A 25,068-nucleotide genomic window follows, 5' to 3' on the forward strand; every position below is an offset into this window, starting at 1 on the left:
GTCAGTTCAACCGTGGACGAATGCCCAGAGATCGTTATTCAATTTTTCGATAGCGCTTTTGAAATCGTTGCTGGTGATTCGCTGACGCTCGTTCTCCAGTTGCGTTCCGAACAACTTGCGCACCACTTTGGCCATTGTCTGATTGGTTTTCGCGTCAATGAACTCGGCTTCGATAAACAGATTGGTGTCTTGATCCCGGTAACCGGCAGCTGCTTGTGTCGCCCCGACAACGGCCGCGATCGGCATCACTTCATACCACTTCATGCCCTCGTTCGACGCACTGACGCCAGTGATTGCCGCACGCAAGATCAGCGGGTGTGATCCGGCCGGTGCCGCGGCCGCGTTGGACACTCGCTGGTATTTCCGGCCCAGCACGAGTTTGGCTTTTCTGGACATGAAGTCTTGCAGATCGGCCAGCGTCTGCTGATTGACCCGCTCATCGGGTTTTGGCGCGGGATAAAACTCCAGCGTCCTGAACGCTATGGTGTCGTAGGCATTCGGGTTCCACGACGGGCTTACCCAGCGCAGTGCCTTGTCACCGCTGGTGGTGGTCACTTCTTCCAGATTGTTGTAGCTGGACAGGAATCCGGAGTACCGCTCGCGCTCAGTGACCTGGGAGGTGCAACCGCCGAGCAGCAGGCTGGCCAGCATGGCGCCAACGAACAGTTTATGGGCCCAGGTCATAGTGGGTTCACTCCAGGATGATATTCCAGTTGCATCGCGGCCAAGCCAAGGCGCCTATCGACAGCGAGGGCGGATTCGCAGCTACCGGCATTGTTCAGACTAGCAATCTTTGTCTGACCTGTAGGCCGTCCCGAACAGCAATACCTGCACGAGATCGCCCGCCTGTTCGATCAGTCGTACAGGCGCCGTGCCTCCGGGCATCACCACGTCGACCGAACCACTGGACACCCGGCCCGCTAGCCAGGCCGCCGCTGCAACTGCACTGGCACTGGTTCCTGAAGAGGCCGTTGGGCCTTCGCCGCGCTCAAATACGCGAGCGATGAGGGTGTTTGAGGCGCTCACGGCTGCCCATTGCAGGTTCACCCCCGATGCGCACGGCTCGCCGTTGCCATGGTCACCTTTGGCAAAGGCAATGCGCGTCAAAGCGGCGTTGAGCGGTTGCTCATGGAGTTGGCGAAACCCGGGAAGCGCCTCTGCCTCGGATACCAGGGTCACGCAGTGCGGATTGCCTATGCGCACGAAGATGCTCTGGCACCAACGTGGGTCCAGCGCGATGAGAGGCTTTACACTGCTGAACCTGACGTCATCATCTGCCTTTGCGATCAGGCCGGATGCCGTCGCCTGAACGGCGTGTGGCCCGAATGCGGGCTTGCCGAGATCCAACCAGAAGCCATGAAGCGTTTGCAGCGTATCGGGTGTGACGGTGGTCGCAACGGGAGACAATGACGATACATGGTCGTGATGGACTTTGAGCACAAAAGGGGATGTGCTGTCGATTCGTCCCGAGTCGGTCAGTGCTTGCGAAAAAATGGTCAGCCCGTTTCCGCTGCGTTCAGCCAGTGTGCCGTCGGTGTTGACGATCAGCAGGTCAAACGGGCCTGCCTCCTGGAACGGCCCAACCAGCAAGCCATCGCAGCGATGCGCTTTCGCATGCTCGGGTTTTTCACCCTGTGGCCACTGGCACAGGGCTGAAACGGCTTGTGTGGTCCAGTCTGTTCGTGTTGCCGCGGCCAACGCAGCATCCTGTGGAATGTCTATTCCCAGTGTGCGAAGCGCTGACGGCGAGGTGACCAGGTAGATATTTCCACGTGCATCATACAAAGCCGTCATTTCTGATCCGTCTCCATCGCAAAGTGATGGATCGATTCTCCATGTTCCAACAATAAATTTGTACCCGCTGCTCGTGAACCTTGTATCGAGGCGCGCAGTCTTAGCCGAGCCCTTTTATCGGCATTACCGCCACCCTCCCTTCAGAGCTTTCGCCCATGCGTCAAGCCGTCTGCTGCTCCCGCTTTGTCTCGCTCAGCCTCATTCCTTTGCTCCCCTTGTTCGCCAGCCCTGTCCATGCCAGTGGGGAAAGGCAACTGGTGGAGGCGATCAACGACTACCGCGCCCAGCCCCAGCGCTGCGAGAGGCGCGTGGTCAAGGTGTCGACGCCGCTGGCGTTGAAGTCGAACCTGGCGTTGCCGATCGGCTATGGCGGCGGTTTGCGGGAAAGGTTGAAGGCTGTTGGCTATCAGGCGGTGACGGTGCGCAGCATCCGCCTGGTCGGCGCGCACGATGCCGAGGAGGCTTTTGACATGCTCCAGAGCGACTACTGCGCAGCCTTGCTCGATACGCAATTTGCCGATATCGGCGTCAGTCGCGCCCGCAGCGAGTGGCGGGTGGTGCTGGCGCGCCCCTTGCTCGATGCCCAGCCCGGCGATGGACGATCCGGGAGCAAGGCGTTGCTGGCCCAGGTCAACGCCGCTCGGGCGAAGCCGCGCCTGTGTGGGCGGCAACGCTTCGCCGCGGCACGTCCGCTGACCTGGAATAACGCCCTGGGGGCGGCGGCGCAGAAACACAGCCGGACGATGGCCAACGACAATTACTTTGCGCACCGTGACCTCGACGGTGATATGCCGGCAGATCGGGCGTGGGCTGCCGGCTACCGTGGCCGTAAGATCGGCGAGAACATCGCCGCCGGACAGGGCTCACCCAGCAAGGCCATGGCAGGTTGGCTAGCCAGCCCCGGGCATTGCGCCAATCTGATGAACCCGATGTTTACCCAGGTGGGGGCGGCCTATGCCGCGAACGCGCGCAGCGATAAGGGGGTGTACTGGACGATGCTGTTCGGCGCGCCTTGAGGGCGCGCGAGCCCCGGACGGTTACTTTTGCCGTATCAGCATCTCATGGGGCGACTAGGCAACCACCCGATTGCGCCCCTCGCGCTTGGCCCGGTAGAGGCGCTCGTCAGCCAGGCGCAGGACGGCTTCAGGGCTTGGCGCTTCTGCGCATCGGCTTGCCACGCCGATGGAGATCGTCAGTGGGCCAACCACCGGAATCTCGCTGAGGGCCACGTTTTGTCGAATGCGCTCGGCGATGCTGGCTGCCACCTCCAGCGGCGTGTCGGGCAGGACCAGGGCGAACTCCTCGCCGCCGGAACGGCACGCCAGATCCTCGGTTCTGGAGTTCTGCGCGAGCACTTCGGCGATGAACTGCAGCGCCACGTCGCCGGCGTCGTGGCCGAAGCTGTCGTTGACCTGCTTGAAGTTATCGATATCCAGCGCCAGCACCGAAAATTGCTGTTTGGCCTGCTCGAGCAACTCCAGGGTGGCGGTCATCGCCCGGCGATTGGCCAGGCCCGTCAGGGGGTCGCTCTGCGCCTCCTGGGCCAGGCGCCCGAGCTTCTGCTGCAGCAGGCGTACGCCGGTCAACATGGCCTGGCGAATCGCCGAGGCTTCGCGGTACCAGGCATGCACCCGCTGCAATCGGGTGATGGTTTCCGGCACCGCCAACTGGCTTGCGATCGCCGACAGCTGACGCAAGGGGCGGGCGACCAGCGCCGTGGCCGCGAACATCAGGCCGAGGCCGATGATGCCTGCCGGAATCATCCCCTGGAACACCTCTTTGAGCAGGCGCCGCAGGGTGGCCAGGGCACGCTCGGCGGGCAACTCCACCACCACCGCCCAGCCTGCCACCGGCACCGGGGCGTATCCTGCCAGCATCAAGTCGCCGTTGGCGGCCGCGGTTTGCATCGAACCGTTTTGCCCTTTCAAGGCAGCATTGAGCGCCGCGTTCCCGCTCACCACCTCACCGATCTGTTTCTGGTCCGGGTGGTACAACAGCTTGCTCTGGTTGTCGGCCACCAGCGCCAGTGTGCCCTCCTGGTGGAAGTGGTTGCTGATGGCGCTGTGCAGTGCGCTTTGCTTGAGCAAATAGACCGAGCCACCGATCGAGCCAACGAACTGCCCGGACCCATTGAAGATCGGCTGTGAAATCGCCACCACCAGGTTGCCGGCCACCGACGGGTAGGCCGAACTGATCAATGCCTGGCGTTCGGACAGCACGCGTTGAATGCCATCGGGGCGCACCGATGAGCCGACAATCTGCAAGGTATCGGGATAGGCCTCAAGCACCTTGCCCTGGGTATCGACGATGACGATGGAGTTGAAGTCGCTATCCTGGCGCTGCAAGCGCAGGGTTTCGGCGCGCAGCGCGGCAGGGTCGTCCCAACGCGACGACAAGCTGTCGGCGCTGTACTTCAAACGGCTCTGCGCTGCGTTCAGGAAGTCACCGATGCTGAGCGCCACTTTGGCTGCGTAGGCGCCATTGGCCTGCAGCGTCGAGTGGATCAAGGCGTCACGCTGGATGCGGTAGGCAACGATCAGGCCGTTGGCCAGGGTGGCCACCACCGACAGCACAACGACAAAGAAGATCAGCCCGCGCAAATCGATGGGCAAAGGCCTGTTTCGCATCGAGCGCCCTCGTCATGCAGGGGAACGCCAAGATCGGGCTCCAGCGCTTGATCTCAAAGCATAGCAGCGAATCGACTCGATCCGGGGCGTGCCTGGGGCAACGCTTACTTCGCCAATCCAGATCCAAGTATCGGAAACTCTGGATGGTAGATATTTTTTTGCTGTTTCTATACTGGCCTCATTCTGAAGTTCAAGTGTTCAGGGGAGGCAATAACAACTAGAAGTCTGCGAATCGAATCGGAACAAGCATGCGGGTACATGGCTTGCTCTGGTTGTGAGCATCTGTAATTTGCTTAGTTGAATAATAACAACGGCGCTCTATTCAGTCCGGATGAGTTGGCGCTACAACATCTTCTATAGCTATTAATCAGAGCCTGAAAAATGAACGTCTACGAAATCATCGGCTATGACCGTGACGGAACTGTTCGTGAACTTGATACCGCGCTCAACAAGGGGACCCTGACCACCAGGGATGTAACGTTTTCAGCACTTGGTTTCAATGCCCCCGGCTGGATTGCAGCCTCCTCGATGTCGATTCTTTACTCCATATCGGGCCACCATGCGCCGCTGGCCATCTTGATTGCGTACTTCTTCCCCATGCTGGTCATGGCGTTCTGCATGATTTCCCTCACGCGCCAGGCACCGTCGGCCGGTGGGGTATTTACCTTCACATCGCGTTTTCTCCATACCCGTGTCGGCACCATCCTCGGCTGGGCCTACGCGGTGGCCTGCACGGCAGTGATGGCCATGTGTGCAATTATCGGCACTGAATACATTCAGGCGCTGTTCCCGGCCCTGGCGGGTCCGCTTAACGCCAAACTGATTGGCACCGCGATGGTGCTGACCTTCCTGGCCATCTCCTGCAAGGGGGTCAATGCCACGGCCAAGATAGCCAGCGTCTTCCTGATTTTCGAGATCAGTGTGGTCGCCGGGCTCGGGCTGATGGGCATCATCGATCCGCAGGTTCCAGACCTGTCGCTAGTCTCCATGTATACGCCAGCAGGGCTGGAGGGCTGGTCGGCAATCGGGCCAGGCGTGCTGTTCGGTGTGTGGATGCTGGCCAACTTCGACTCTGCGATCAACTACATCGAGGAGTCGCGGACCCCCGTTCGAACCATTCAACGCTCCATGTTGCTGGTGCTGACGTCGGCCTTCGTGATCTACACCCTGGCGGCTATCGGCTGGCAGTATGCCGTGCCGGTGGAAAAACTGGCGGCCATTATTGAGGACGGCAACGGCGGGCCAATCGCCGCCGTGGCGAACGTCTACTTGCCACCGGCCCTGGCCTGGATTGCCTTGTTCGTGGTGATTACCTCGGCCTGTGCCGGCTTGCAGATTTCTTCGAGTGCGGCGGCGCGCACGCTGTATCGAATGAGTGAGGAAGGGCACCTGCCGCAAGCCCTGTGCGTGGTTAACCAGGCAAAGTCGCCATGGCTCGCCAGCCTGATCGTCTCGGCCGTTGCCATTGCACTGCTGTGGTGGAAACCGCTGGATAAAATTTCCTGGTACTACGATGTCGTGACCATCACGCTGGTGATGTCCTATATGGCCGCTATCGCCGCCTTTATTGTCATGACCTTCCGCCGCCAGCGCCTGAGTATCGCCCTGGCCCTGTCGTTGCCTGCGGCACTCGCCATTCTTGTTCTGGGATACATCGGTTACACCGCCGGCGCCAATCCGGTATCGCCAGAAGATCAATACACCGCCTGGTACCTTGGCGCGCTGACGATACTGTCCGGTGCGCTGATTCTGGTATGGCAATCGCGTGTTTCCAGAAAGCCGGTACTTTCCCGGTTCCAACAATCCTGATGCCCACGCGCGACGTTAATTCAATAATAACGGGAGAACTTATGAAGCGTGTTGTCGTTATCACCGGCGCAGCAAAGGGCATAGGGCTGGCCATTGCCAAGCGCTTTGCTGCAAGTGGCGATCATCTGGTCCTCAACTACTTCGACGACAAGGATCAACTGGACGCCGTCATAGGCATTGCCCAGGACAACGGCGGCGACGGGATCACCGTTCAAGCCGATGTCAGTCATCCCGAAGCTGCGGCCGGAATCATCGAGCAGGCGCAGAGCCGCTACGGCCGGGTCGATGTACTGGTCAACAATGCCGGGAGGCTGGTCTCGGCAACGGTCGAGCAAACCACCTGGGCGCAGTGGCAGCAGATGATCAGTACCAACCTCGGCGGGACCTGGGCCTGCATGCAGGCGGTGTTGCCGGGCATGCTGGCACGTGGTCAGGGGCGGATCATCAACATCAGTTCCGAGCTGGGACTCATCGGGTTTCCGACCTATGCCGCGTACTGCGCCTCCAAGGGCGGGGTGATCGCGCTGACAAAAGCGGTGGCCAAGGAAGTTGCCCCGCGTGGGGTATTGGTGAATTCGGTGGCACCGGGTCCGATCGAAACCGACATGCTGATCAACGACACCATCGAATTCAACGACGAGACGCGCGCGACCCTCCCGTTGAAACGCTTCGGAAAGCCCGACGAGATTGCTGCCATGGTCGAAGCGCTGGCAGGGCCAGCGGGAGATTACATGGTGGGGCAGGTGGTCAGTCCCAATGGCGGGGCGGCGATCTAGTTTGGTGCCTGGTTATTTCAATTCCATGCAGTCGTGCGTTTAACCGTCCACTCAGTGGCTCTTATTCTACTAATAAAAAGGATACAACATGAGCGCAGTGATGATTACCGGTGGTTTAGGCTATGTTGGCAGGTACCTGACGAAGAAACTCAGCGAACAGGGCGTCAATGTCGTCAGTTATAATCGTGACTACTCGGAAGCCCGGACCGAGTTCATGACGCCGGTACAGGGTGAACTGTACGATATTCCCAGGATCGTCAACACCATCAAGAAATATGACGTCACTCGCGTGATTCATACCGCGGCGATGTCACATCCCGATCTGTCCATAGACCTGCCTATTACAACAGTGGCCGCTAACATCGAGGGCACCATCCATTTGCTTGAGGCCATGCGCCTGGCCGGTATCAAGAAATTCGTCAACTTTTCATCCGAGACGGTGTACGGGCATTTCGAAGGTGTTATCAATGAGCAGACACCGGCTTATCCGACTACGCCTTATGGCGTGACCAAACTGGCCACCGAGCATTTTGGCCGGGTTTACAATGAACTGTATGGCATGGAAGTGATCTCGCTGCGGATTGCCGAAGTGTATGGCCCTGAAAATAAAATGCCGCAAATCCTCAGGGATATCCTGAAAACAGTTCATCGGGGTGAAACCTTCACCTTGGCTTCTGGCGGCGATCATCGATTCCACTACATCCACGTGGAAGATGTTGTGCGCGCCGTCCTCATGGCGGCAGACACCCGCGACCTGAAGGGCGGGGTATTCAATATCGCCGGTGACCGCTCATGGACGCTGCACCAGGCCGTCGACGTCATCCGCACCATCATTCCCGATGCGCGTATCGATGTGGGCGATGGCTATTGGCACCTGGACCGGCATGGGGAATGGGACCTGAGTGCTGCCGAGCGTGAGTTGGGCTATCGCGCCCAATGGTCGCTGGAAAAAGGCCTCAGCCATTATTCCGACTGGCTGAAGGATCATGAGTATTGATCGCGGGCGCAGTCGTTGGCAGCTCGTAAACGTACAACATCAACTGGTGATCACCCATGATTGAAAACCCCATTGCCTGGCCGAACGGCGCGCGCTGCGCCGTGGCCTTTACCTTCGATATGGATGCCGACAGCATTCTGCATGTGGCCCACCCCAAGGATTCGGCGGCACGTGTTGCAAGTATTTCGATGCTGCACTACGGGCCGAAAGTGGCGATTCCGAGGATTTTGCAAACCTATCGACAGTTCGATATCAAACAGACGTTCTTCATTCCGGCCTGGTGCATCGAGCAATACCCGCAGGCCATCGAGGCAATCGTCGAAGATGGACACGAAATCGCCCATCACGGCTACATCCATGAGCATCCGAACGAGCTGAGCCGGGAAGAGGAAGCCTACTGGCTCGATCGCGGGTGCGACACCATCAAGCGCTTCACCGGCCAGGCGCCACGGGGCTGGCGGGCGCCGCTGTATAACATGTCGGAGCACTCGGCTGACCTGTTGATCGAGCGCGGCTTCAGTTATGACGCCTCGTTGATGGGCGATGATGTGCCTTATCTGTTGCGCACGCAGGCCGGAACCCTGGTGGAGCTGCCCTCCAGCTGGGCGCTGGATGACTGGCCCCAGTACATGCACAGCATCGATCTTGATTTCCAGATGCCGATCCAGTCGCCGCAACGTGCCGTCGAGGTGTTCAGGGCCGAGTTCGATGCCGCCTGGGAGTATGGCGGACTCTTCGTGCCCGTCTGGCATCCCTTCCTGTCCGGTCGTTTGTCACGATGGCATGAAGTGTCGAAGTTGATCGAGTACATGATGGCCAAGGGTGATGTCTGGTTTGCCCGCATGGATGAGATTGCCGCGCACGTCCAGCGCAGTGTCGCCACGGGTGCCTATGAACCACGGATCGACAGGCTGCCGTATTACCAGGGCATGGTCAAAGCGCATCGATAGTCAGCCTTGAATGCGCGCCAACGCCTGGCCGAGGTCGGCGCGCAGATCCTCGACATCCTCGACCCCCACTGACAAACGCACCAGGGCATCGCCGATGCCCAGGTGCGCACGGGTTTCTGCGGGGATGCTGGCGTGGGTCATGATTGCCGGGTGCTCGATCAGGCTTTCCACCCCGCCCAGGCTCTCGGCCAGGGCGAAGATCCGCACCGCTTCGAGAAAGCGTCTGGCACCGGCCAGGTCGCTGTTCAGGTCAAGGGAGATCATCCCGCCGAAGCCGCGCATCTGCCGCTGCGCCAGCGCGTGCTGCGGATGCGACGCCAGGCCTGGATAATAGACCCGCGCCACCTGCGGCTGACCTTCAAGCCATTGCGCCAGTTCCAGGGCATTGCTGCAGTGGCGTTCCATGCGCAGGGCCAGGGTCTTCACCCCGCGCAGGGTCAGGAAGGCGTCGAACGGTCCGGCGATGGCGCCCACCGCGTTCTGCAGGAAGCCCAGGCGCTCGGCAAGTTCGGCGTTCTGCCCGACCACTGCGATGCCGCCGATCACGTCGGAGTGGCCGTTCAGGTATTTGGTGGTCGAGTGCAGGACGATATCGAAGCCCAGCTCCAGCGGACGCTGTACCCACGGGCTGGCAAAGGTGTTGTCGGCCACGCAGAGGATGCCGCGCTCGCGACAGGTGCGCGCGACGGCGGCAAGGTCGGTCAGGCGCAGCAGGGGGTTGCTCGGTGTCTCGACCCAGACCATCCGCGTGTCGGCCTGCAGCGCCGCTTCGAAGGCCGCGAGGTCGGTCAGGTCGACGAAGCTGAAGCGATGCCCGGCGCTGCGCCGGCGCACCCGTTCGAACAGGCGGAAGGTACCGCCGTACAGGTCATTGCCGGAGACGATGTGCGCACCTGCGTCGAGCAGTTCCAGCACGGTGGAGATCGCTGCCAGCCCGGAGGCGAAGGCAAAGGCCCGGGTGCCGCCCTCAAGGTCCGCCACGCAACGCTCCAGCGCCCAGCGCGTGGGGTTGTGCGAGCGCCCGTAGTCGAGGCCCTTGTGTACGCCGGGGCTCTGCTGCGCATAGGTGGAGTTGGCGTAGATCGGCGGCATCAGTGCCCCGGTGGACGGGTCCGGCGCCTGTCCGGCATGGATCACGCGGGTGGCGAAGCCGCGGGGGGCGCCGCTTTCATCGTGCTGGCTCATGGTAGGGACCTGCGTAAGTGATTGAGCATGTCGACGCGGGTAATCACGCCGTGAAAGCCCGAGGCGTCTTCGATGATCGCCACCAGCCCACGGTCGAGCTCGGCCTGCAATTCAGCCAGGCTGGCACTGGGCGGCAGGGTTTCCAGCTTGTCGGTCATGGCGCTGGCCACGGTCAGGTGGAAGTGCGAGGCGTCGTGGTGCACGCCCAGCAGAATGTCGGACTCGTCGATCACCCCGACCAGTCGCTGTCCGTCCTCCAGCACCGGCAGTTGCGAGACATCCGCCAGGCGCATGCGCTGGAAGGCGGTGAGCAGGGTGTCGTTCGGCCCCACGCTGATCACCCGGCCATCCTCGAAACGCCGCGCGATCAGGTCACGCAGATCGCCGTAACGCTTGCGCGCCAGCAGGCCCTGGTCGGTCATCCACTGGTCGTTGTAGACCTTGGACAGGTAGCGGGTGCCGGTGTCGCAGACGAAGCTCACTACGCGCTTGGGCTCGGTCTGCTCGCGGCAGTAGCGCAGCGCCGCGGCCAGCAGGGTGCCGGTCGACGAGCCGCCGAGAATGCCTTCGACGCGCAGCAACTGGCGGGCATGGTCGAAGCTTTCCTCGTCGCTGATGGAGTAGGCCTGGCGCACGCTGGACAGGTCGGCGATCGAGGGGATGAAGTCTTCGCCGATGCCCTCGACCGCCCACGAGCCGGGTGTGCCGAGGGCGCCGCTGCGGCTGTATTCGGCCACCACCGAGCCTACCGGATCGGCCAGCACCATGGCCAGGTCCGGTTGCACGCGGTGAAAGAAGCGGGTCAGCCCGGTCAGGGTGCCGGCCGAGCCGACGCCGACGACGATGGCATCCACGTCATGCTGGGTCTGCGCCCAGATTTCCGGCGCGGTGCTGCTCTCGTGGGCCAGCGGGTTGGCCGGGTTGTTGAACTGATCGGCGAAGAAGGCGTCGGGGATCTCCTGCGCCAGCCGCGCCGCGACATCCTGGTAGTAGTCGGGATGGCCCTTGCCGACGTCGGAGCGGGTGATGTGCACCTCGGCGCCCATCGCCTTGAGGTGCAGGACCTTCTCGGTGGACATCTTGTCCGGCACTACCAGCACCACCCGGTAACCCTTGGCGCGACCGACCAGGGCCAGGCCCAGGCCGGTGTTGCCGGCGGTGGCTTCGACGATGGTGCCACCGGGTCGCAGGCGGCCATCGCGCTCGGCGGTGTCGATCATCGCCAGGCCGATGCGATCCTTGATCGAACCGCCGGGGTTTTGCGATTCGAGCTTGAGGAACAGTGTGCACGGACCGGTATCGAAACGGCTGACACGCACCAGCGGCGTATTGCCGATCAGTTCGAGCACGGCAGGGCGGGTGTCGTTCGGCATGTCCTTACCTCGCTGCGGGTCGGTCGCAGGAAAAGCCTCGCTTCGACCATAGGCCCGGATTGCACCCCCCGCAACCGTGTGCAGCCGACCGGTAGCGTTGTCGACCAGGGGCGGCGCGAGCAAGAGCGTTCATGGCTTGTGCCGCGCAGTGAAGGAGGGCAGAGGCACGTGTCGTATATCTGGACCGCAGAGGTCGTTTTGCGATGTGCCCGTTACGTGGCTAGCCCGCTTATATTGGCCGGAGTGGGTCGCGTACAGCTTGCGGTTCGAGCATCAAGCCGGATTGTTTGTCCAGTGGAAGTACGCCACCATAAGCCTCCTCACCAACAGTCGCTGTCGCATTGATCTTCGGTACTCGTGCAGATACCGAACAACCTCTGGAGTACTCGAAGTTGTCAAAGCAGGATTTCAAGGAATGGCTGCGTGCAACAGGCAAGACGCAGAACACTGCCAGTTCCTATCTATCTGGCGTCAACACCGTTTCACGGCACCTGAACAAGGAAGTATTCGACATTTGCGACGGCGATGAGCTCGCCAGAATTTACCAGTTGTATGGTCCGCGAGGGCAGTACGCGCAAATTGGCGCCAGCAACAGCAATAACGTACAGAATGGCCTTAAGCAATGGTTGGTTTACCAGCAACAGCTGGCGCTGCTGCCCGGTGGTGTTGATGCGGTCAAGGGGCTTATCGCTCGCTCATATTCTCCGGCATTGAACCAGATTTTTTACGGCCCTCCTGGCACCGGTAAAACCTACGCCACCATTGATGCCGCACTGGAAATTCTCGATCCGGAATACTTGACTACCTTCAGCGAGGATCGCGAAAAGCTCAAGAATCGATTCGATGAGCTATCGACAGAAGGGCAGATACGTTTTGTGACCTTCCACCAGAGCTTCAGCTATGAAGATTTCGTCGAGGGATTGCGCGCTGTCAGCGATGACGAGGACAAACAGCTCCAGTACATGGTTGAACCAGGTGTGTTCAAGCGCCTGTGCGATGATGCACGCACCCAAGGGGTTCAGTCCGAAACCGGCATTCGCAGCAATCCGCGAATCTGGAAAATATCGATCAATGGTTCGGGCAATTCCCAGACCAAGTCTTACTGCCTGGAGCATGGTGAGGCTCGAATTGGCTGGGGCAAAACCGGAGATCTTCGACAAGATCCAGAACAGAATTCTTATTTTCAAGGGTTGGGCTCTGGTGACAAAGGCACGCTCAGTTACTTCGCCGATGAAATGGCCATTGGCGATATCTTGCTGTGCATTCACTCGGCTGATCAGATGGGTGCTGTGGGTGTGGTCACCGGTGACTATCGCTACGAGGAAAACTCACCGTCGGGCATCATCTCCGACTATCAGCATGTGCGCTCGGTGAACTGGTTGTACCGAGAGGTGAAACAGTCGATTTTGCCACTCAATGACAACCGGCAATTCACCCTCAAGACCGTCTATCCGATGTGGCGCTTTGGCTGGGCCGACCTGCTGAGTTATTTGGAAAAGCAGGGGGTGAAGCCTCAGGCGCCTTCGATCAGCACACGTCAAAAACGAAAACCTCATGTGTTGATTATCGACGAAATCAACCGAGGTAATGTCTCGCGAATTTTTGGCGAGTTGATCACACTGATCGAACCTTCCAAACGTGAAGGTGCGGCCGAAGCATTAAGCGTTGAGCTGCCTTATTCGAAAAGACCGTTCAGTGTCCCGGCCAATGTCTACCTCATCGGCACGATGAATACCGCGGATCGCTCGCTGGCCGGCCTGGACATTGCCTTGCGCCGACGATTCAATTTTCGTGAAATGCCACCACAACCCGAGCTACTGGATGAGCTGGTAGTCGAAGGCGTGAACATCGGCGAACTGCTGCGAGTGATGAATCAACGAATCGAAGTGTTGCTCGATCGCGACCATTGCCTGGGGCATGCCTACTTTATGTCGCTTAAGGCGGATGACCCTCTGGACAGACTGGAGCTGATCTTTCGAAACCAGATTCTTCCACTGCTCCAGGAATACTTCTTTGAGGATTGGCAACGTATCCAGTGGGTGCTCAATGACCACCGCAAGGAACTGGCCGACCGCTTTGTGTATCAGCGCGAGCGGGATGTGCAGTCGTTATTCGGTGCCCATGTAAGTGTGTCGACGCAGAACCTGCCGTGGACCATCAACGATGCCGCGTTCGACAGTGTTTCGGCTTATGCCGGCATCATCAAGGTACAGGCGAAGGTGGAAAGCATTGTGGACGCGCGTGTGGGTGAAGAGACGTGATTACACGTGTCACCGTCCGCGAATACGCTCGGCTAACCACCGAGCCGATTCAAACTTCGCTGGACTGTGCGCAGGTCTCGGTCAGTGCTTTCGATTGGCTGTGCGAGTTGAGTGCTTCGTTCCGCAAGTCCGGTGCCACGTTATTGATGGTCGACGGCAAGCGTTCGCTCAAGCTGGATAATTACGTGGGCGTGATAGAAACACCCTGCGGAACACAACTGGAAATCCTGCCCAAGGATACCGATCACCTTGACGGCCTGGAGGACAGTCGAGCGCTGTTGCGGCGAATGATCCAGGCGGCCTTGAAGCTACCGGCGCGAGAAGTCGGTCCGGCAAACCTGCAACTCTTCAACGCCCCCTTATCGGAATGGGTGATGCGAGAGTTTCTCCAGCACCTGGACTACCTGATCAAGCGCGGATTACGTTTCGATTACCAGCGTATAGAAGAGGAACAGCATTTTTTGCGAGGGCAGTTGAACGTCACCGCGCAGATGCGCCAGCCGCCCGGGCGCCAGCACCGTTTCCAGATCCGTCATGATGTTTTTCTACCCAACTGTGCGGAAAACCGTTTGTTGAAGTTGGCGCTTGAGCGAGTATGCAAGAGTACTCAAGAGCCAGGTAACTGGCGGTTGGCCCACGAGCTTCGCGGGTTGTTGACGGAGGTGCCCGCCAGCGTTGATAAACGTGAAGACTTCAACTCATGGCGCAATGACCGACTCATGGCGCATTACCAGCCGATCAAACCCTGGTGTGAGTTGGTTCTTGGCGAGCAGTCCCCCCTGTCGGTGAGCGGCGATTGGCGCGGTATTAGCCTATTGTTCCCAATGGAGAAGTTATTCGAACGGTATGTTGAAGTATTGCTTCGCTCGCAACTGATCGGCGCAGCGCAATTGTTGCCTCAACGCTCCAGTCATTCGTTGTGCACCCACGACAACAAGCCGATGTTCGAGCTCAGGCCTGATTTTCTGCTCAAGCATGGCCAACGGAAGTGGGTGATGGATGCCAAGTGGAAGCGGATCGACACGTCCGATCGCTCAAGAAAGTACGGGCTCTCCCAGGCCGACTTCTATCAGTTGTTCGCCTATGGGCAAACTTATCTGAAAGCAGAGGAGGAGGGTGAAATGGTGCTGATCTATCCACACACCGAGCGTTTTCCATCGCCGCTGGATAAACCTTTCATTTTTTCCGAAAAACTCAAGCTCTGGGTCCTGCCGTTCGATCTGAAGCGAGGCGTGTTGTTGGGTGGCGAGTTAGCGAGTTTGCCGTTAATAGAGCAATGCGAGGGCGCTGTCTGACACAGACAGCTCCAAGGGCTCGGTTGAATTGTCTTTTTGCTATGAAGGGCAGGAGTGCATAGGCTGCCTCTCTATCCTCCATACAACGAGCGCGCACGATCTAGTGTGAATCAGTCATCAGTGGCGCTGAGGTGTCCGCAAAGGGCTGTGCACTCAATGGGCCGCATCGGCGGCCCTGACACAACCTGAAGCGCTCACTAGAACCTGGCGCGCAGGGCCAGGTTGAAGTTGCGCGGCTCGCCATGGAAGTTCCAGTAGTTGGTGTTGCCCAGCGTCTGGTAGTACTTCTTGTCGAACACGTTATCCAGGTTGTACTGGACCTCAAGGTGCTTGTTGATCTCGTAGATCGCATGCAGGTTGGTCAGGTGGTAGGCGTCCTGGCTGATCTTGTAGTCCTCGCCGACCTCGGTCTGGGTCATCTTGCTCTGGGCATAGAAGCTGCCGCCGACTCGCAGGGGCTTGAGCGTGCCCGGCAGGCGGTAGTCGGTGGCCAGCTTGAACAGGTGGCGGGGCGAGGCGCCGTTGAAGTCATCGCCTTTCTGCTGGCCGCCGACGTACTTGGACTGGGTGTAGGTGTAGCCTGCGGACAGGTTCCAGTCCGGCAGGAGCTCACCGTTGAGCTCAAGTTCGACACCCTTGTTGCGCACCTTGTCGGAGGCGCGGTAGCAGCCGTCGGGGCAGTCTTGCGCGGTGACCAGTTCGGCACGGCCGGTCTGGTCGGCCTGGAACAGGGCCACGGAGGTTTGCAGGCGCTTGTCGAAGAACTCGCCCTTGAGGCCGATCTCGTAGTTGCTGCCGGTCATCGGCTTGAGGATGCCGCCGTCGACACTGCGCACGTCCTGCGGCTTGAAGATCTCGGTGTAGCTGGCATAGGCCGACCAGTGCTCGTCCAGATCCTGTACCAGGCCGGCGTACGGGGTGATCTCGCCGCTCTTGGAGTAATGGTCGCGGTCATCGGCAGTGCGGATGCCGTTGGTGTCGTTGAGGGTGTCGTAGTTGACCCAGCTCACACGGCTGCCGAGGATGAAGGTGGTGCTGTCGGTCAGGCTGAAGCGGCTGGCGACATACACGCCTTTCTGCTCCTGGGAGCGGTTGTATTGCCACTGGTTGACGTTCAGGGCCGTGGGCTTGGGCGGGTCGAAGGCCGCCAGGTTGTTCATGTCGACGATGTAGCGGTATCCGGCGTCGCGGCCACCGTGGTAGTCGAAGTCGTCCTTGCGCCAGTTGCCGCCGACGATCAGGTCATGCTGGCGACCCAACAGCTGGAACGGGCCGGTGAGGTAGCCATCGATGCCGGTCTGGGTATCGTCGTAGCGGAACAGGCGCGGGTTGAGGGTGAACAGGTCGGTATCGCCGCCCGGGAAGGTGTAGTTGCCCAGAAAGTCCGACTTGGCCCACATCTGGTTGACTGCCACCACGGCTTTCCAGTCGTTGGCGAAGCTGTGCTGGATATCGGCGAAGACCGTGGTGTTGAGTTTGTCCAGGTGGTTCCAGTCACCGGTCAGCGAGGTGCTGCGCGACAGCGGGTAGAACGCGCCGTTTTCGCGGGTGGGCAGGCCCGACCAGTCGTAGCCCGGGTTGCGCTCCTTCTGGTAACTGAAGCCGAAGGTGGCCAGGGTCGCCTCGCCAAGGTCCGCCTCGACGATGCCGTAGAACAGCTGGTTCTCCTTCTGCGCGGTATCCAGGTAGCTGTTGGCATTGTTGTACGAGAGCACGGAGCGGCCGCGCAGGGTACCGGCCTCGTTCAATGGCGAAGAGACATCGACCATGGTCTTGTAGTCGTCCCAGGAGCCCACCGAGGTTTCGATCAGCGCCTGGCGTTCGGCGGTGGGGCGCTTGCGGATCAGGTTGATCGACGCCGACGGGTTGCCGGCGCCTTCCATCAGGCCGGTGGCGCCGCGCACGATCTCGACGCGGTCATAGATGTCGGTGGTGGGCTTGGAGATGGCATCCATCGAGTAGGCGTTGCTGATGTTGGTCGGCACGCCGTCGATCTGCAGGTTGTCGACCAACTGGCCGCGCGCCTGGTACAGCGAGCGCTCGCCGCCGTTCTTGACGATGGTGATGCCGGTGGCGTTGTGCATCACGTCGTCGAGGTTCTTCATGTTCTGGTCGTCCATGCGCTGGCGGGTGACCACGGTCACCGACTGCGGTGTTTCACGCAGCGACAGCGGCAGCTTGGTCGCGGTGGACGAGCGCCCTGTGACGTAGGAGCCGGTGCCCTCGGTCACTTCACCCAGGCCCTGGCCGTTGATGGTGGTGCTGCCCAGGGTCAGGGCGCCCGTCGCATTGTCGGCCTGGCGCACCAGCTGGAACTCACGCTCGCCGGTGCGCACCGCTTCAACGCCGCTGCCCGCAAGCATCTGTACCAGTGCCTGCTCCACAGTGCTGGCATGCACCGCCCGGCTTTGCTTGTTGGCGGTCAGGGTGGCATCGCCGCCGATCAACAGCCCCGCCTGGCTGGCCAGCAGGTTCAACTGGCGGGCCAGGGGGCCGGCAGGGATTTCGAAGGCCTGGCGCTGGGCTGAAACAGGAGTGCTGTCGGCCTGGGCGATTGCAGCATGGCCGGCAAGGGCCATGAGGATGGCCAGGGCCAGCGGATGGCGGCGCGAGAAAGCGATGTCGCGAGCAAGCATGAATCAATCCTTTGCGAGGTCGGATGAAGGAGCGTCATCCCACCAAGCGAGCGAGCGGGGTAAATCCGGAAAAACAATTTCAATTTTTTTTCAGCGCGCCTCGAGCGCGACCCACCAGGGCAGGGGGCGTGCCACCCGCACGGGCAGTGCGCGTTCGAGCATCGCCAGCGCCCGGTCGCTGTCGAGCAGCGGGTAGGTGCCCACCACACGCAGGCCGCTCAGGGCTGGGTCGATGCCCAGGTGACCGTGGCGATAGTCGCGCAGGATCTCCACCACCTGGCCCAGCGGCATGTCCTCGGCCACCAGTACCCCGCGGCTCCAGTCCTGGCGATGGGCTGGCGCCGGTAGCAAGGTACTGCCTTGCTGCGCGTCGAACGCGGTCATCTGCCCGGCCTGCACGCGGATCTCTCGGCCACTGTCGGCGCAGGTTGCCTGCACCGCGCCGGCAAATACACTCAAGGTCGTCTGCAGGCCCTGGTCGCGTACGCTGAAGCGGGTGCCCAGCGGCTGCATGCGACCGGCCCGGGTCAGCACTTGCAGGGGGCGGGCATCGACAGCGGTCTCGATCAGCACTTCGCCGCGATACAGGCGCAGTTGCCGCAGACGTTCATCGAAGTGCACATCCAGCGCCGTCTCGCCGTTCAACCACAGCTGGCTGCCGTCGGCCAGGGTGAGCGGCCGCACTTCGCCCAGCCCGGTGCGGTAGGTGGCGAACCACGCCCGTGGCGAATCGACCCAGCCCTGGCGCCAGCTGCCCCAGCCCAGCAGGCCGCCGACTCCGGCCACGCACAGGCTGCCGAGCAGGGCTCGGCGCGAGTGGCGATCGCGGCGCATGGTGCTCAGTACCTGGTGCGCCTGCTCGGCATTGGCGTTGAGGTTGCCGAAGCGCTGGTTGATCCCTTCGACGTAGCGCCAGGCCAGGCGATGGCGGGCATCCGCGGCCAGCCAGGCACTCCACTTCGCTTGGGTGCGGGTGTCGTCCGGCGCGGCGTGCAGGCGTGCGAACCAGGCAGCGGCCGCTTGCAACACGGCATGGTCCAGTGGCGCCGGGTTCATGCCAGCGACTCGTCCAGTTCGACTTCCAGCAGCAGGCACTGGTACATGGCCTGGGCCAGGTAGTTATTCACGCTGCGCTCGCTCACCCCCAGCTGCTCGGCGATCTCCCACTGCTTCATCCCCTGCAATTGCGCCAGGCAAAATGCATCCGCGACGCGCCTGGGCATTCGGTCGAGCATCGCCTGCAACTGTTCCAGCGTCTCGAGGATGATTGCCTGGTGCTCCAGCGATGGCACCTGGTGCTCAGGCTGGGCCGCCAGCACGTCCAGGTAGACCTGCTCGATCCGTCGGCGCCGCCAGAAGTCCACGCAGGCATTGCGCGACATCCGCCCAAGGTAGGCGCGGGCGTGTTCGGCATCGTTGAATACCCGGGGTTTGCAGAGCAGCCGGACGAACACGTCCTGGGCCAGCTCCGCCGCGTCGCTGGCATTGCCCAGCTTGCGCTGCAGCCATTGGCGGATCCAGCCGTGGTGGGCACGGTAGAGCGCCTCCAGCGTGGGGCCTGGGAGGGGAGGGCTTTGAGGAGCATTCATGAAAGGGGTGGCGCCTTTTATGCTAATACGAATTATTAGCAACTATAGCGTCGATGCCTGATGCTCGGCAATTGCAAGGTCGCGGCAGGCAACTGCCGGACCTGTAGGAGCGGCGGTGCGACGATTCGACTTGCCCCGCGATGCGATGCAACTGATGCCCTGCAATCGCGGGACAAGCCCGCTCCTACAGGGTTATTGCAAACCCCGGAGAGCATGAATCTGCCCCCCGGAGTTCGTTATTTGATCTGCACGATGACCGGACCTTCCGTCACGATCGGTGACTCTGCGTGGATATGCGCTGCATTTTTCTGAATCCACTCACGTGCGACTTTCAAGCTTGCATCGCTGCCGGCCTTGTCCGCACAAACCGTCACCGCCGTACCACCGTCACCGGTATTGAGCAGTGTGTAGCTGACCAGGCCCGGCACTGTGCGCAGGGCCGCTTCGACGTCGCTCCTGCGTTCTTCCAGAAGTACGAAAAGCTGTTTTGCTCCCTTACCCAGGTAGGTTCTGATAACCGCGTACATGTTCGTCTCCTTTGGGAGCACGGTCTTATACCCATCCTGGTTCACTGAAGGCCGCTACACCCAGGTTTCAGTTCGCCCCCGTCTTTTAAGCTTAGCCAGACGTCGACGACAGACCAACGGCAACGACCATCGGCTGCTTCTGGCCCATATGAATAGCTACCCCGATACCGAGGATTGTTGCGCTGCGACACTGCTCGCCCTGCCGGCAACCGCAAGTGCCACGCAACAGGCCAGTAACGAGAATGCGGCGAATGCGCCCATCACATGCACATAAGGCAACACGTGATTCCAGGCTCGGGCCACCCCCAGGAACGCGGCGAATAGCCAACCGCTCATGGACAGCGCACCGAGCAAGGCGAGCCGCATGCGGCCTGCACTGCGCAGTGCGACGAATGGCGCTTTTTGCAGCAGCGGGAAGCCGACTCGATGCAACAATGCACCGTTGAGGCTGAGCAACGCGACCACCGTCACCTTGGCCCAGAGCTTCTGATTGAGCAGATACCCATCGCCTTCATTGAGGTAACCCTGAAGCACCAGCAACAGCCCGCTTGCCCACAGGGCCAGCAGTGCGAGGCTGACGATCTTCTGCGTCTCATCAAGGTACTCGCGCCTGGCCTGGTCCAGTGTTTCCTTGCGCCAACACCACAGCTTGTGATCAGCCTGCAATACCCGCCCCAGGGCGATACACGTAGCGAGCAAATGAGCGTATACGAGAAGCATCTTGAGCATTGCCTTGACCTTATTATTGTTTGGGCGCTGCGTTCCCTGCTTCGCTGAATTGAAACTAAATGATACAAATTAGTAATTGCATTAACAAGGTTGATGCGAGCTCACATGTGTCGGCACCGAGTGCCATACAAGTGCCAGCAACGATATACTGCGCGCCTCAAGCCAATGTTCGGGAGTCAGCATGCGCCAGGTCTTGCTCAGCGTGGATGTCCAATCCACGTTCAATCCGCCGCAGTGGCTGGTGGACGGTGTGCGGGTGTTGTCGGCGCGAATTCCCACCATTGCGTCGCTCGAGCTCCATGACGAGCAGGTCACGCCGTTTCAACGCCAGCTCGGCTGGCACCCGGCGGCGGACGATGAAAGCCTGGTCGAGGCCGACCAGGTGTTCGTCAAGCACGGCTACGGGCCGACCGCTGAAATGCTCGACTACCTCAAACAGTGCGGCGCGGAGCGTGTGCTGGTGTGTGGCATCCAGACCGAAACCTGTGTGCTCGCCGCAGGCTTTGCGCTGTTCGATGCCGGGCTGTGCCCGACGCTGGTGACCGACCTGACCGTGGGGTCCTCCCTGGACCGCTCGGGGCAGTTGGGGATCGATCTGTGGAAGCATCACTTCGGCCGGGTGACGACCTGCGCAGAGGTGATTGCCGGGCTGGAGGCATGAACCCCCACGGTGGGAGAGGCGGCGCGGCGCTTTGTGCTGTCACGGCGGCGCGTGGATGGCATGGACCACTTGCGCGGAATGACGCATGAAGCTGATCAAGCGCCAGCGCTCGCTCGCCGGATTCATCATCTTGGCCGTTGGCCTGATCGGTTTTTCGACCCTGTTGCTGCTCAAGTCCGAGACGCACCGTTGGCAAACACGCTTCTCCCAGTATGTGCAGACGATCTCTGGCGTAGTGCGCAACCAGCTCGACACCAATGAAGCGGTACTGGCCGGTTTTTCAGCCTTTCTCCAGGCGGTCGACCAGAGTGATACGCAGGCAGCCGCGCGTTATTGTGAAACCGTGTTGGCCGCTTACCCTCATCTCTACATGCTTGAGGTGGCGCGGGGCATTCCCGTGGCCGAGCAAGCGAATTTCGAAGCGCTATTGCGCCGCGCATGGCGTGCGGACTTTGCGTTCAAGGACTTCCCCAGCCTTGCTCATCAAGCGCCCGGGCAGCAACTGAGCCTCGGCGAAACCTGGCCGGTGCTGTTCATGTACCCGGAGCTTGCGCAGGCCCGGGCGATCTATGGCGTCAAGCTGGAAACCGTCGGTTACCTGTCCTACGCCCTGGCCCAGGCACGCAAAAGCCTCAAGCCCACTGTTTCGCCCGTGTTCGCGATGTACGAAGGCGAGAACGCCTATATCCTGATGCAGTCGGTCACGCGTCCCGAACAGGCACAACAGCCGGCGCGGCCCAACTTCTTCGGCAGCACGATGGTCGCTTTGCTGGTAATCAAGACCGACGCCCTGCGCAAGGCTGTGAGTGACGTCGATCCAGCCCCCCAGGTGGGCATCAGTGCGGTGCTCAACACGGTTTCCAGTGGCCAGAGCATTGTGTTTGCAAAAGACACCGGGCGGGTCGGGGTGCTGGACCGTCTGTTCCTGCCACGCCTGAGCGAGCGGGTCGAGATCACTCACAGCTCGCAACCCGTGACCTTGTTCTTCGAGCGCCAACTGCGCCTGGGCGATATCCTGACCGGCGAAGCGCTGATGATACTGGCGGTGCTCGCAGGTGCCCTGGTGCTCATGCCCTTGGTGTTGATCCGGCATTTCAGGGCCATCGAACTTGCCGAGCGCGAGCACGAGAAGTCAACCTACCTGGCTACCCATGACGTACTGACCCGACTGCCCAATCGTCACCTGCTGACCGAGCGCTTCGAGCAGGCCTGCGACTACTGGCATCGACACGGGGTACCCTTTGCCGTGATGGTGATCGACCTGGACCGTTTCAAGGAAATCAACGACAGCCACGGCCATGAGGTCGGCGACCAGGTGCTGCGTGTCGTGGCCAGTCGCCTGCAGCAGGCTGCGCGTTCGTGCGACACCGTTGCCCGGTTCGGCGGCGATGAGTTCGTGGTGCTGGTGGCAGAGCTGGTCAATGCCATGGACGCCGAGTCGGTGGGCAGGCGGATGCTGGAAACCATTGGCCAGCCCATCGTGACGACGTCAGGCGAATTCTCGATCTCCTGTAGTATCGGCATCGCCCGCTGCCCTGGCGACGGGCAACGCCTTGAGACACTGCTCAAAGCCGCAGACCAGGCCATGTATCACGTCAAGCAGCGCGGACGGGAGGGGATGGCCTTGAGTAGCGGCGACGATTGAGGCCGAGCGTCAGAGCAACGAATCGGTCCCCTTTTTTTGTGGAGAACACGTGAAGGCTTCATCGAAACGCAAGCATGCCACTATGGAGCGTGAACTGGCGCGGGCGCTGACCTGGGCCTGCGAGCTGGGCAAAAGTGAAATCTTGGGCTTCGAGTGGCTCACCCATCGAGTCGACTACGAGCGCTTTCCAGAAAGCCTCATCGTCACCTGGGTCTTCGATAGCGACAGGCATATGAATGCTGCTATCGCCAGCCAGGCCAAGGTGAGGATGCATGAGCTTACACAAGCAGCCTTCGAGGATATCGGCATCACCGTCGCGCAGATCGCCGCCCATGTCGAGGTTGACTCCGAGGAGCGCTGTGCATCGAGGCACGGTGGGGATTGGGACGCACGGTTGAGTTCACGGCAACGTTCGGGTGGCAAGCATGGCCAAGGACATTGAAAACCCCTGCGTTTCGCTGTGCCAGTTGAACAGCGAGCTGTGTGTCAGCTGCGGGCGCACCCGGGAAGAAATTCGCAAATGGCGGGGCATGAAACGGCCGGAGAAGATGGCAACGGTGCAAAAAGCCAGTGCTCGGCTGAAATCGCTCAACAAAAGGAACAACAAAAAGTAGCCATCACGGCTTGATTGACGGCCTCGAACAGTCCTGTGGTCGTCCATGCCACGCGGGAACTTCAAGGTGCAGGCCGGGTCAATAGAGGCCCCTTCCTCTGGGGCCTGTCTGCCCACAGTGCCGTTCGAACCTTGCGAGTCCGTCCCAGATGCCAACCACGTGTTTTCTGCCAGGTATCCTTCTGGCGTTTTGCGCCGTCGCGTCGCAGGGCGCGGTGGCGGCCGAGCGAAATGCCGCGATACAGAGCAACAAAGCATCAACCGCGCTGATCGAAACCGCCTCGCAGCAGTATGCCGACGGCCAGATGGAGCAAGCGGCGGCGACCCTGGAGCGGGCGCTGCAGATCCAGCCGAACAATCCGGCCACGTTGCACTACCTCGGCGTCTTGCGGCTTGAGCAAGGGCAGTACGAACAGGCGGAAACGCTGGCGCTGCGATCCAATGTCGGCGTGGGTAACAACGTCATGTTGCGCAATCGCAATTTCCAGTTGATCGAGGCTGCGCAAAAGGCCCAGGCTGCAAGTACCCCGGCCGCTGCGCAAAAGGATCGCGGGGCCATCCGCGCGTGGCTGGAAGGGCTGTTCGAAAAGAGCCCTGATGCAGAAGTTGCCAGCGCTGGGCAATCCACGCCGGAGGCTGAGCGCCCCAGCGATGCCCTCGATCGCAAGGCGGCGGGGCGCCCCGTTGCCGAAGGCGACAAGCAGATGGCTTCACTCGAACGCGCATCCACGGACCACGAGATCAGGATTCCCCGAGGCCATTGGCCGCCGCCCGGTCAGTGCCGAATCTGGTTCCCCGACCGCTCGGCGGAGCAACAGCCGGCAGCCACCAGTTGCAAGAAGCTGCACAAGCGGGTTCCGCCCGGTGCCATTTTGATGCAGGGCTGAATTGACTGTCCGCCAGATCGCGATCGACGTTATATCGCCACCAGCAACAACGACTGCGGTACCGGGCTTTGCGGATGCTGCGGCTCCTGCAGGCCGGCCAGGCGAAAACCGGCCATGTCCAGCGCATTGATCCAGCTGGACAGGGTGCGCAGGTACCAGGGCATGGGCTGCCATTGGCCTTCGAGCCCGGCGAAGGTCTCTTCGCGCCAGCCATCCTGATACTCGCCCGCCGCCGCAATCCAGGGGTGCAGGGTCTGGATCACCAGCGCGCCCGCGGGGGCGAGCAGGGCGTTCATGGCGGCGAGCAGGGGGATGATGTCCTGGTGCAACAGGGCGAAGTTGGCGCAGATCAGGTCGTAGCCGCTGCCGATATCCACCGTGGCATCCGCCAGTTGCTCGTAGCTCGCCAGGAACACCGGCGAGGAGCCCGCCGCCCGCGCTGCCTCCACCAGCGCCGCCTCGCCATCCACCCCGACCGCCTCGATGCCCCGTTCGGCCAGCGCCCGCAGCAACCAGCCCTCGCCGCAGCCCAGGTCAAGCACGCGTCCAGGCTGGCGGCTGAGGATGGCCAGCAGGATGGCCTGGTCGGTGACCTGCAGGCGGCTGTCGATGCGGCCATTGCGGATCGCCTCGATCCAGGCCTGGGCATTGAGTTGCCAACTGTGCAGGAGGGTGGTTTCGGGGGCAGGCATGGTGTGGACCAGGCTGGGGATT

The 25,068-nt window shown here is 61.0% G+C and carries 23 protein-coding genes; 12 read left to right on the top strand and 11 right to left on the bottom strand.

Going from position 1 to position 25,068, the window contains the following annotated elements:
• Positions 1-6 precede the first annotated feature (6 nt).
• Entirely contained in the window at positions 7-684 is a 678-nt protein-coding gene (locus M2D63_RS01285; RefSeq protein ID WP_285860917.1) for a DUF3313 domain-containing protein, read from the bottom strand.
• 99 nt (positions 685-783) lie between these two features.
• A complete protein-coding gene (locus tag M2D63_RS01290) occupies positions 784-1,794 on the bottom strand; it encodes a diaminopimelate epimerase (RefSeq protein ID WP_285860918.1) in 1,011 nt (336 codons plus the stop codon).
• Between the two features lie 155 nt (positions 1,795-1,949).
• Here M2D63_RS01290 and M2D63_RS01295 point away from each other — a divergent pair, with 155 nt between their 5' ends.
• Positions 1,950-2,810 (top strand): CAP domain-containing protein, encoded by an 861-nt coding sequence (locus M2D63_RS01295; RefSeq protein ID WP_285860919.1) that lies wholly within the window; start codon positions 1,950-1,952, stop codon positions 2,808-2,810.
• 54 nt (positions 2,811-2,864) lie between these two features.
• Here the strand turns inward: M2D63_RS01295 and M2D63_RS01300 are convergent, their stop codons facing one another.
• Entirely contained in the window at positions 2,865-4,421 is a 1,557-nt protein-coding gene (locus M2D63_RS01300) for a sensor domain-containing diguanylate cyclase (RefSeq protein WP_285860920.1), read from the bottom strand.
• 381 nt (positions 4,422-4,802) lie between these two features.
• On the opposite strand from M2D63_RS01300, the gene M2D63_RS01305 reads away from it, so the two are divergent.
• The 4 genes from M2D63_RS01305 to M2D63_RS01320 all read left to right on the top strand — a co-directional run bounded on the left by M2D63_RS01305 (position 4,803) and on the right by M2D63_RS01320 (position 8,953).
• Positions 4,803-6,230: an APC family permease gene (locus M2D63_RS01305; RefSeq protein WP_285860921.1), complete on the top strand. Its 1,428-nt coding sequence runs from the start codon at positions 4,803-4,805 to the stop codon at positions 6,228-6,230.
• Positions 6,231-6,271: 41 nt separating this feature from the next.
• Positions 6,272-7,006: an SDR family NAD(P)-dependent oxidoreductase gene (locus M2D63_RS01310; protein ID WP_285860923.1), complete on the top strand. Its 735-nt coding sequence runs from the start codon at positions 6,272-6,274 to the stop codon at positions 7,004-7,006.
• 88 nt (positions 7,007-7,094) lie between these two features.
• The gene (locus M2D63_RS01315) at positions 7,095-8,003 is read left to right on the top strand and encodes an NAD(P)-dependent oxidoreductase (protein WP_285860924.1); all 909 of its coding nucleotides are present in this window, start codon (positions 7,095-7,097) and stop codon (positions 8,001-8,003) included.
• A 56-nt stretch (positions 8,004-8,059) separates the two neighbouring features.
• A complete protein-coding gene (locus M2D63_RS01320; protein WP_285860925.1) occupies positions 8,060-8,953 on the top strand; it encodes a polysaccharide deacetylase in 894 nt (297 codons plus the stop codon).
• On the opposite strand, the gene M2D63_RS01325 is transcribed toward M2D63_RS01320, so the two are convergent.
• Both M2D63_RS01325 and M2D63_RS01330 read right to left on the bottom strand, forming a co-directional pair.
• Positions 8,954-10,138 (bottom strand): cystathionine gamma-synthase, encoded by a 1,185-nt coding sequence (locus M2D63_RS01325; protein WP_285860926.1) that lies wholly within the window; start codon positions 10,136-10,138, stop codon positions 8,954-8,956. It abuts the gene before it with no gap.
• Positions 10,135-11,511: a pyridoxal-phosphate dependent enzyme gene (locus tag M2D63_RS01330; protein WP_285860927.1), complete on the bottom strand. Its 1,377-nt coding sequence runs from the start codon at positions 11,509-11,511 to the stop codon at positions 10,135-10,137. The genes M2D63_RS01325 and M2D63_RS01330 overlap by 4 nt, the downstream gene beginning before the upstream one ends.
• 392 nt (positions 11,512-11,903) lie before the next feature.
• Here M2D63_RS01330 and M2D63_RS01335 point away from each other — a divergent pair, with 392 nt between their 5' ends.
• Both M2D63_RS01335 and M2D63_RS01340 read left to right on the top strand, forming a co-directional pair.
• Positions 11,904-13,772, top strand: a complete 1,869-nt coding sequence (locus M2D63_RS01335; RefSeq protein ID WP_405308862.1) for an AAA family ATPase — start codon at positions 11,904-11,906, stop codon at positions 13,770-13,772.
• On the top strand, positions 13,769-15,067 hold the full coding sequence (locus M2D63_RS01340) for an McrC family protein (RefSeq protein ID WP_285860928.1): 1,299 nt from the start codon (positions 13,769-13,771) through the stop codon (positions 15,065-15,067). Before M2D63_RS01335 ends, M2D63_RS01340 begins: the two co-directional genes overlap by 4 nt.
• Before the next feature lie 197 nt (positions 15,068-15,264).
• Here the strand turns inward: M2D63_RS01340 and M2D63_RS01345 are convergent, their stop codons facing one another.
• The 5 genes from M2D63_RS01345 to M2D63_RS01365 all read right to left on the bottom strand — a co-directional run bounded on the left by M2D63_RS01345 (position 15,265) and on the right by M2D63_RS01365 (position 20,548).
• A complete protein-coding gene (locus M2D63_RS01345; protein ID WP_285860929.1) occupies positions 15,265-17,703 on the bottom strand; it encodes a TonB-dependent siderophore receptor in 2,439 nt (812 codons plus the stop codon).
• A gap of 90 nt (positions 17,704-17,793) precedes the next feature.
• Positions 17,794-18,759 (bottom strand): FecR domain-containing protein, encoded by a 966-nt coding sequence (locus M2D63_RS01350; RefSeq protein ID WP_285860930.1) that lies wholly within the window; start codon positions 18,757-18,759, stop codon positions 17,794-17,796.
• Entirely contained in the window at positions 18,756-19,292 is a 537-nt protein-coding gene (locus tag M2D63_RS01355) for a sigma-70 family RNA polymerase sigma factor (protein ID WP_285860931.1), read from the bottom strand. The genes M2D63_RS01350 and M2D63_RS01355 overlap by 4 nt, the downstream gene beginning before the upstream one ends.
• A 236-nt stretch (positions 19,293-19,528) precedes the next feature.
• The gene (locus M2D63_RS01360; protein WP_285860932.1) at positions 19,529-19,819 is read right to left on the bottom strand and encodes a hypothetical protein; all 291 of its coding nucleotides are present in this window, start codon (positions 19,817-19,819) and stop codon (positions 19,529-19,531) included.
• A 156-nt stretch (positions 19,820-19,975) separates the two neighbouring features.
• Positions 19,976-20,548, bottom strand: coding sequence for a hypothetical protein (locus M2D63_RS01365; RefSeq protein ID WP_285860933.1), 573 nt, complete (start codon positions 20,546-20,548; stop codon positions 19,976-19,978).
• A 181-nt stretch (positions 20,549-20,729) separates the two neighbouring features.
• Between M2D63_RS01365 and M2D63_RS01370 the strand changes: the two genes are divergently transcribed.
• The 5 genes from M2D63_RS01370 (at position 20,730) to M2D63_RS01390 (ending at position 24,354) form a co-directional block, all read left to right on the top strand.
• Complete coding sequence (locus M2D63_RS01370) at positions 20,730-21,209, top strand: cysteine hydrolase family protein (RefSeq protein ID WP_285860934.1); 480 nt, start codon at positions 20,730-20,732, stop codon at positions 21,207-21,209.
• A gap of 85 nt (positions 21,210-21,294) precedes the next feature.
• Positions 21,295-22,854 (top strand): sensor domain-containing diguanylate cyclase, encoded by a 1,560-nt coding sequence (locus M2D63_RS01375; protein ID WP_285860936.1) that lies wholly within the window; start codon positions 21,295-21,297, stop codon positions 22,852-22,854.
• Positions 22,855-22,936: 82 nt separating this feature from the next.
• Positions 22,937-23,296 carry a hypothetical protein gene (locus M2D63_RS01380; RefSeq protein ID WP_285860937.1) on the top strand — a complete coding sequence of 120 codons (360 nt, stop codon included), beginning with the start codon at positions 22,937-22,939 and terminating at the stop codon, positions 23,294-23,296.
• Positions 23,280-23,468, top strand: a complete 189-nt coding sequence (locus M2D63_RS01385) for a DUF1289 domain-containing protein (protein ID WP_285860939.1) — start codon at positions 23,280-23,282, stop codon at positions 23,466-23,468. Before M2D63_RS01380 ends, M2D63_RS01385 begins: the two co-directional genes overlap by 17 nt.
• Positions 23,469-23,616: 148 nt before the next feature.
• Entirely contained in the window at positions 23,617-24,354 is a 738-nt protein-coding gene (locus tag M2D63_RS01390; RefSeq protein ID WP_285860941.1) for a tetratricopeptide repeat protein, read from the top strand.
• Positions 24,355-24,383: 29 nt separating this feature from the next.
• Here M2D63_RS01390 and M2D63_RS01395 read toward each other — a convergent pair whose 3' ends face one another.
• On the bottom strand, positions 24,384-25,046 hold the full coding sequence (locus tag M2D63_RS01395) for a bifunctional 2-polyprenyl-6-hydroxyphenol methylase/3-demethylubiquinol 3-O-methyltransferase UbiG (protein ID WP_285860942.1): 663 nt from the start codon (positions 25,044-25,046) through the stop codon (positions 24,384-24,386).
• Positions 25,047-25,068 lie beyond the last annotated feature (22 nt).

This window comes from Pseudomonas sp. BJa5, assembly GCF_030272875.2.
Classification (GTDB): domain Bacteria; phylum Pseudomonadota; class Gammaproteobacteria; order Pseudomonadales; family Pseudomonadaceae; genus Aquipseudomonas.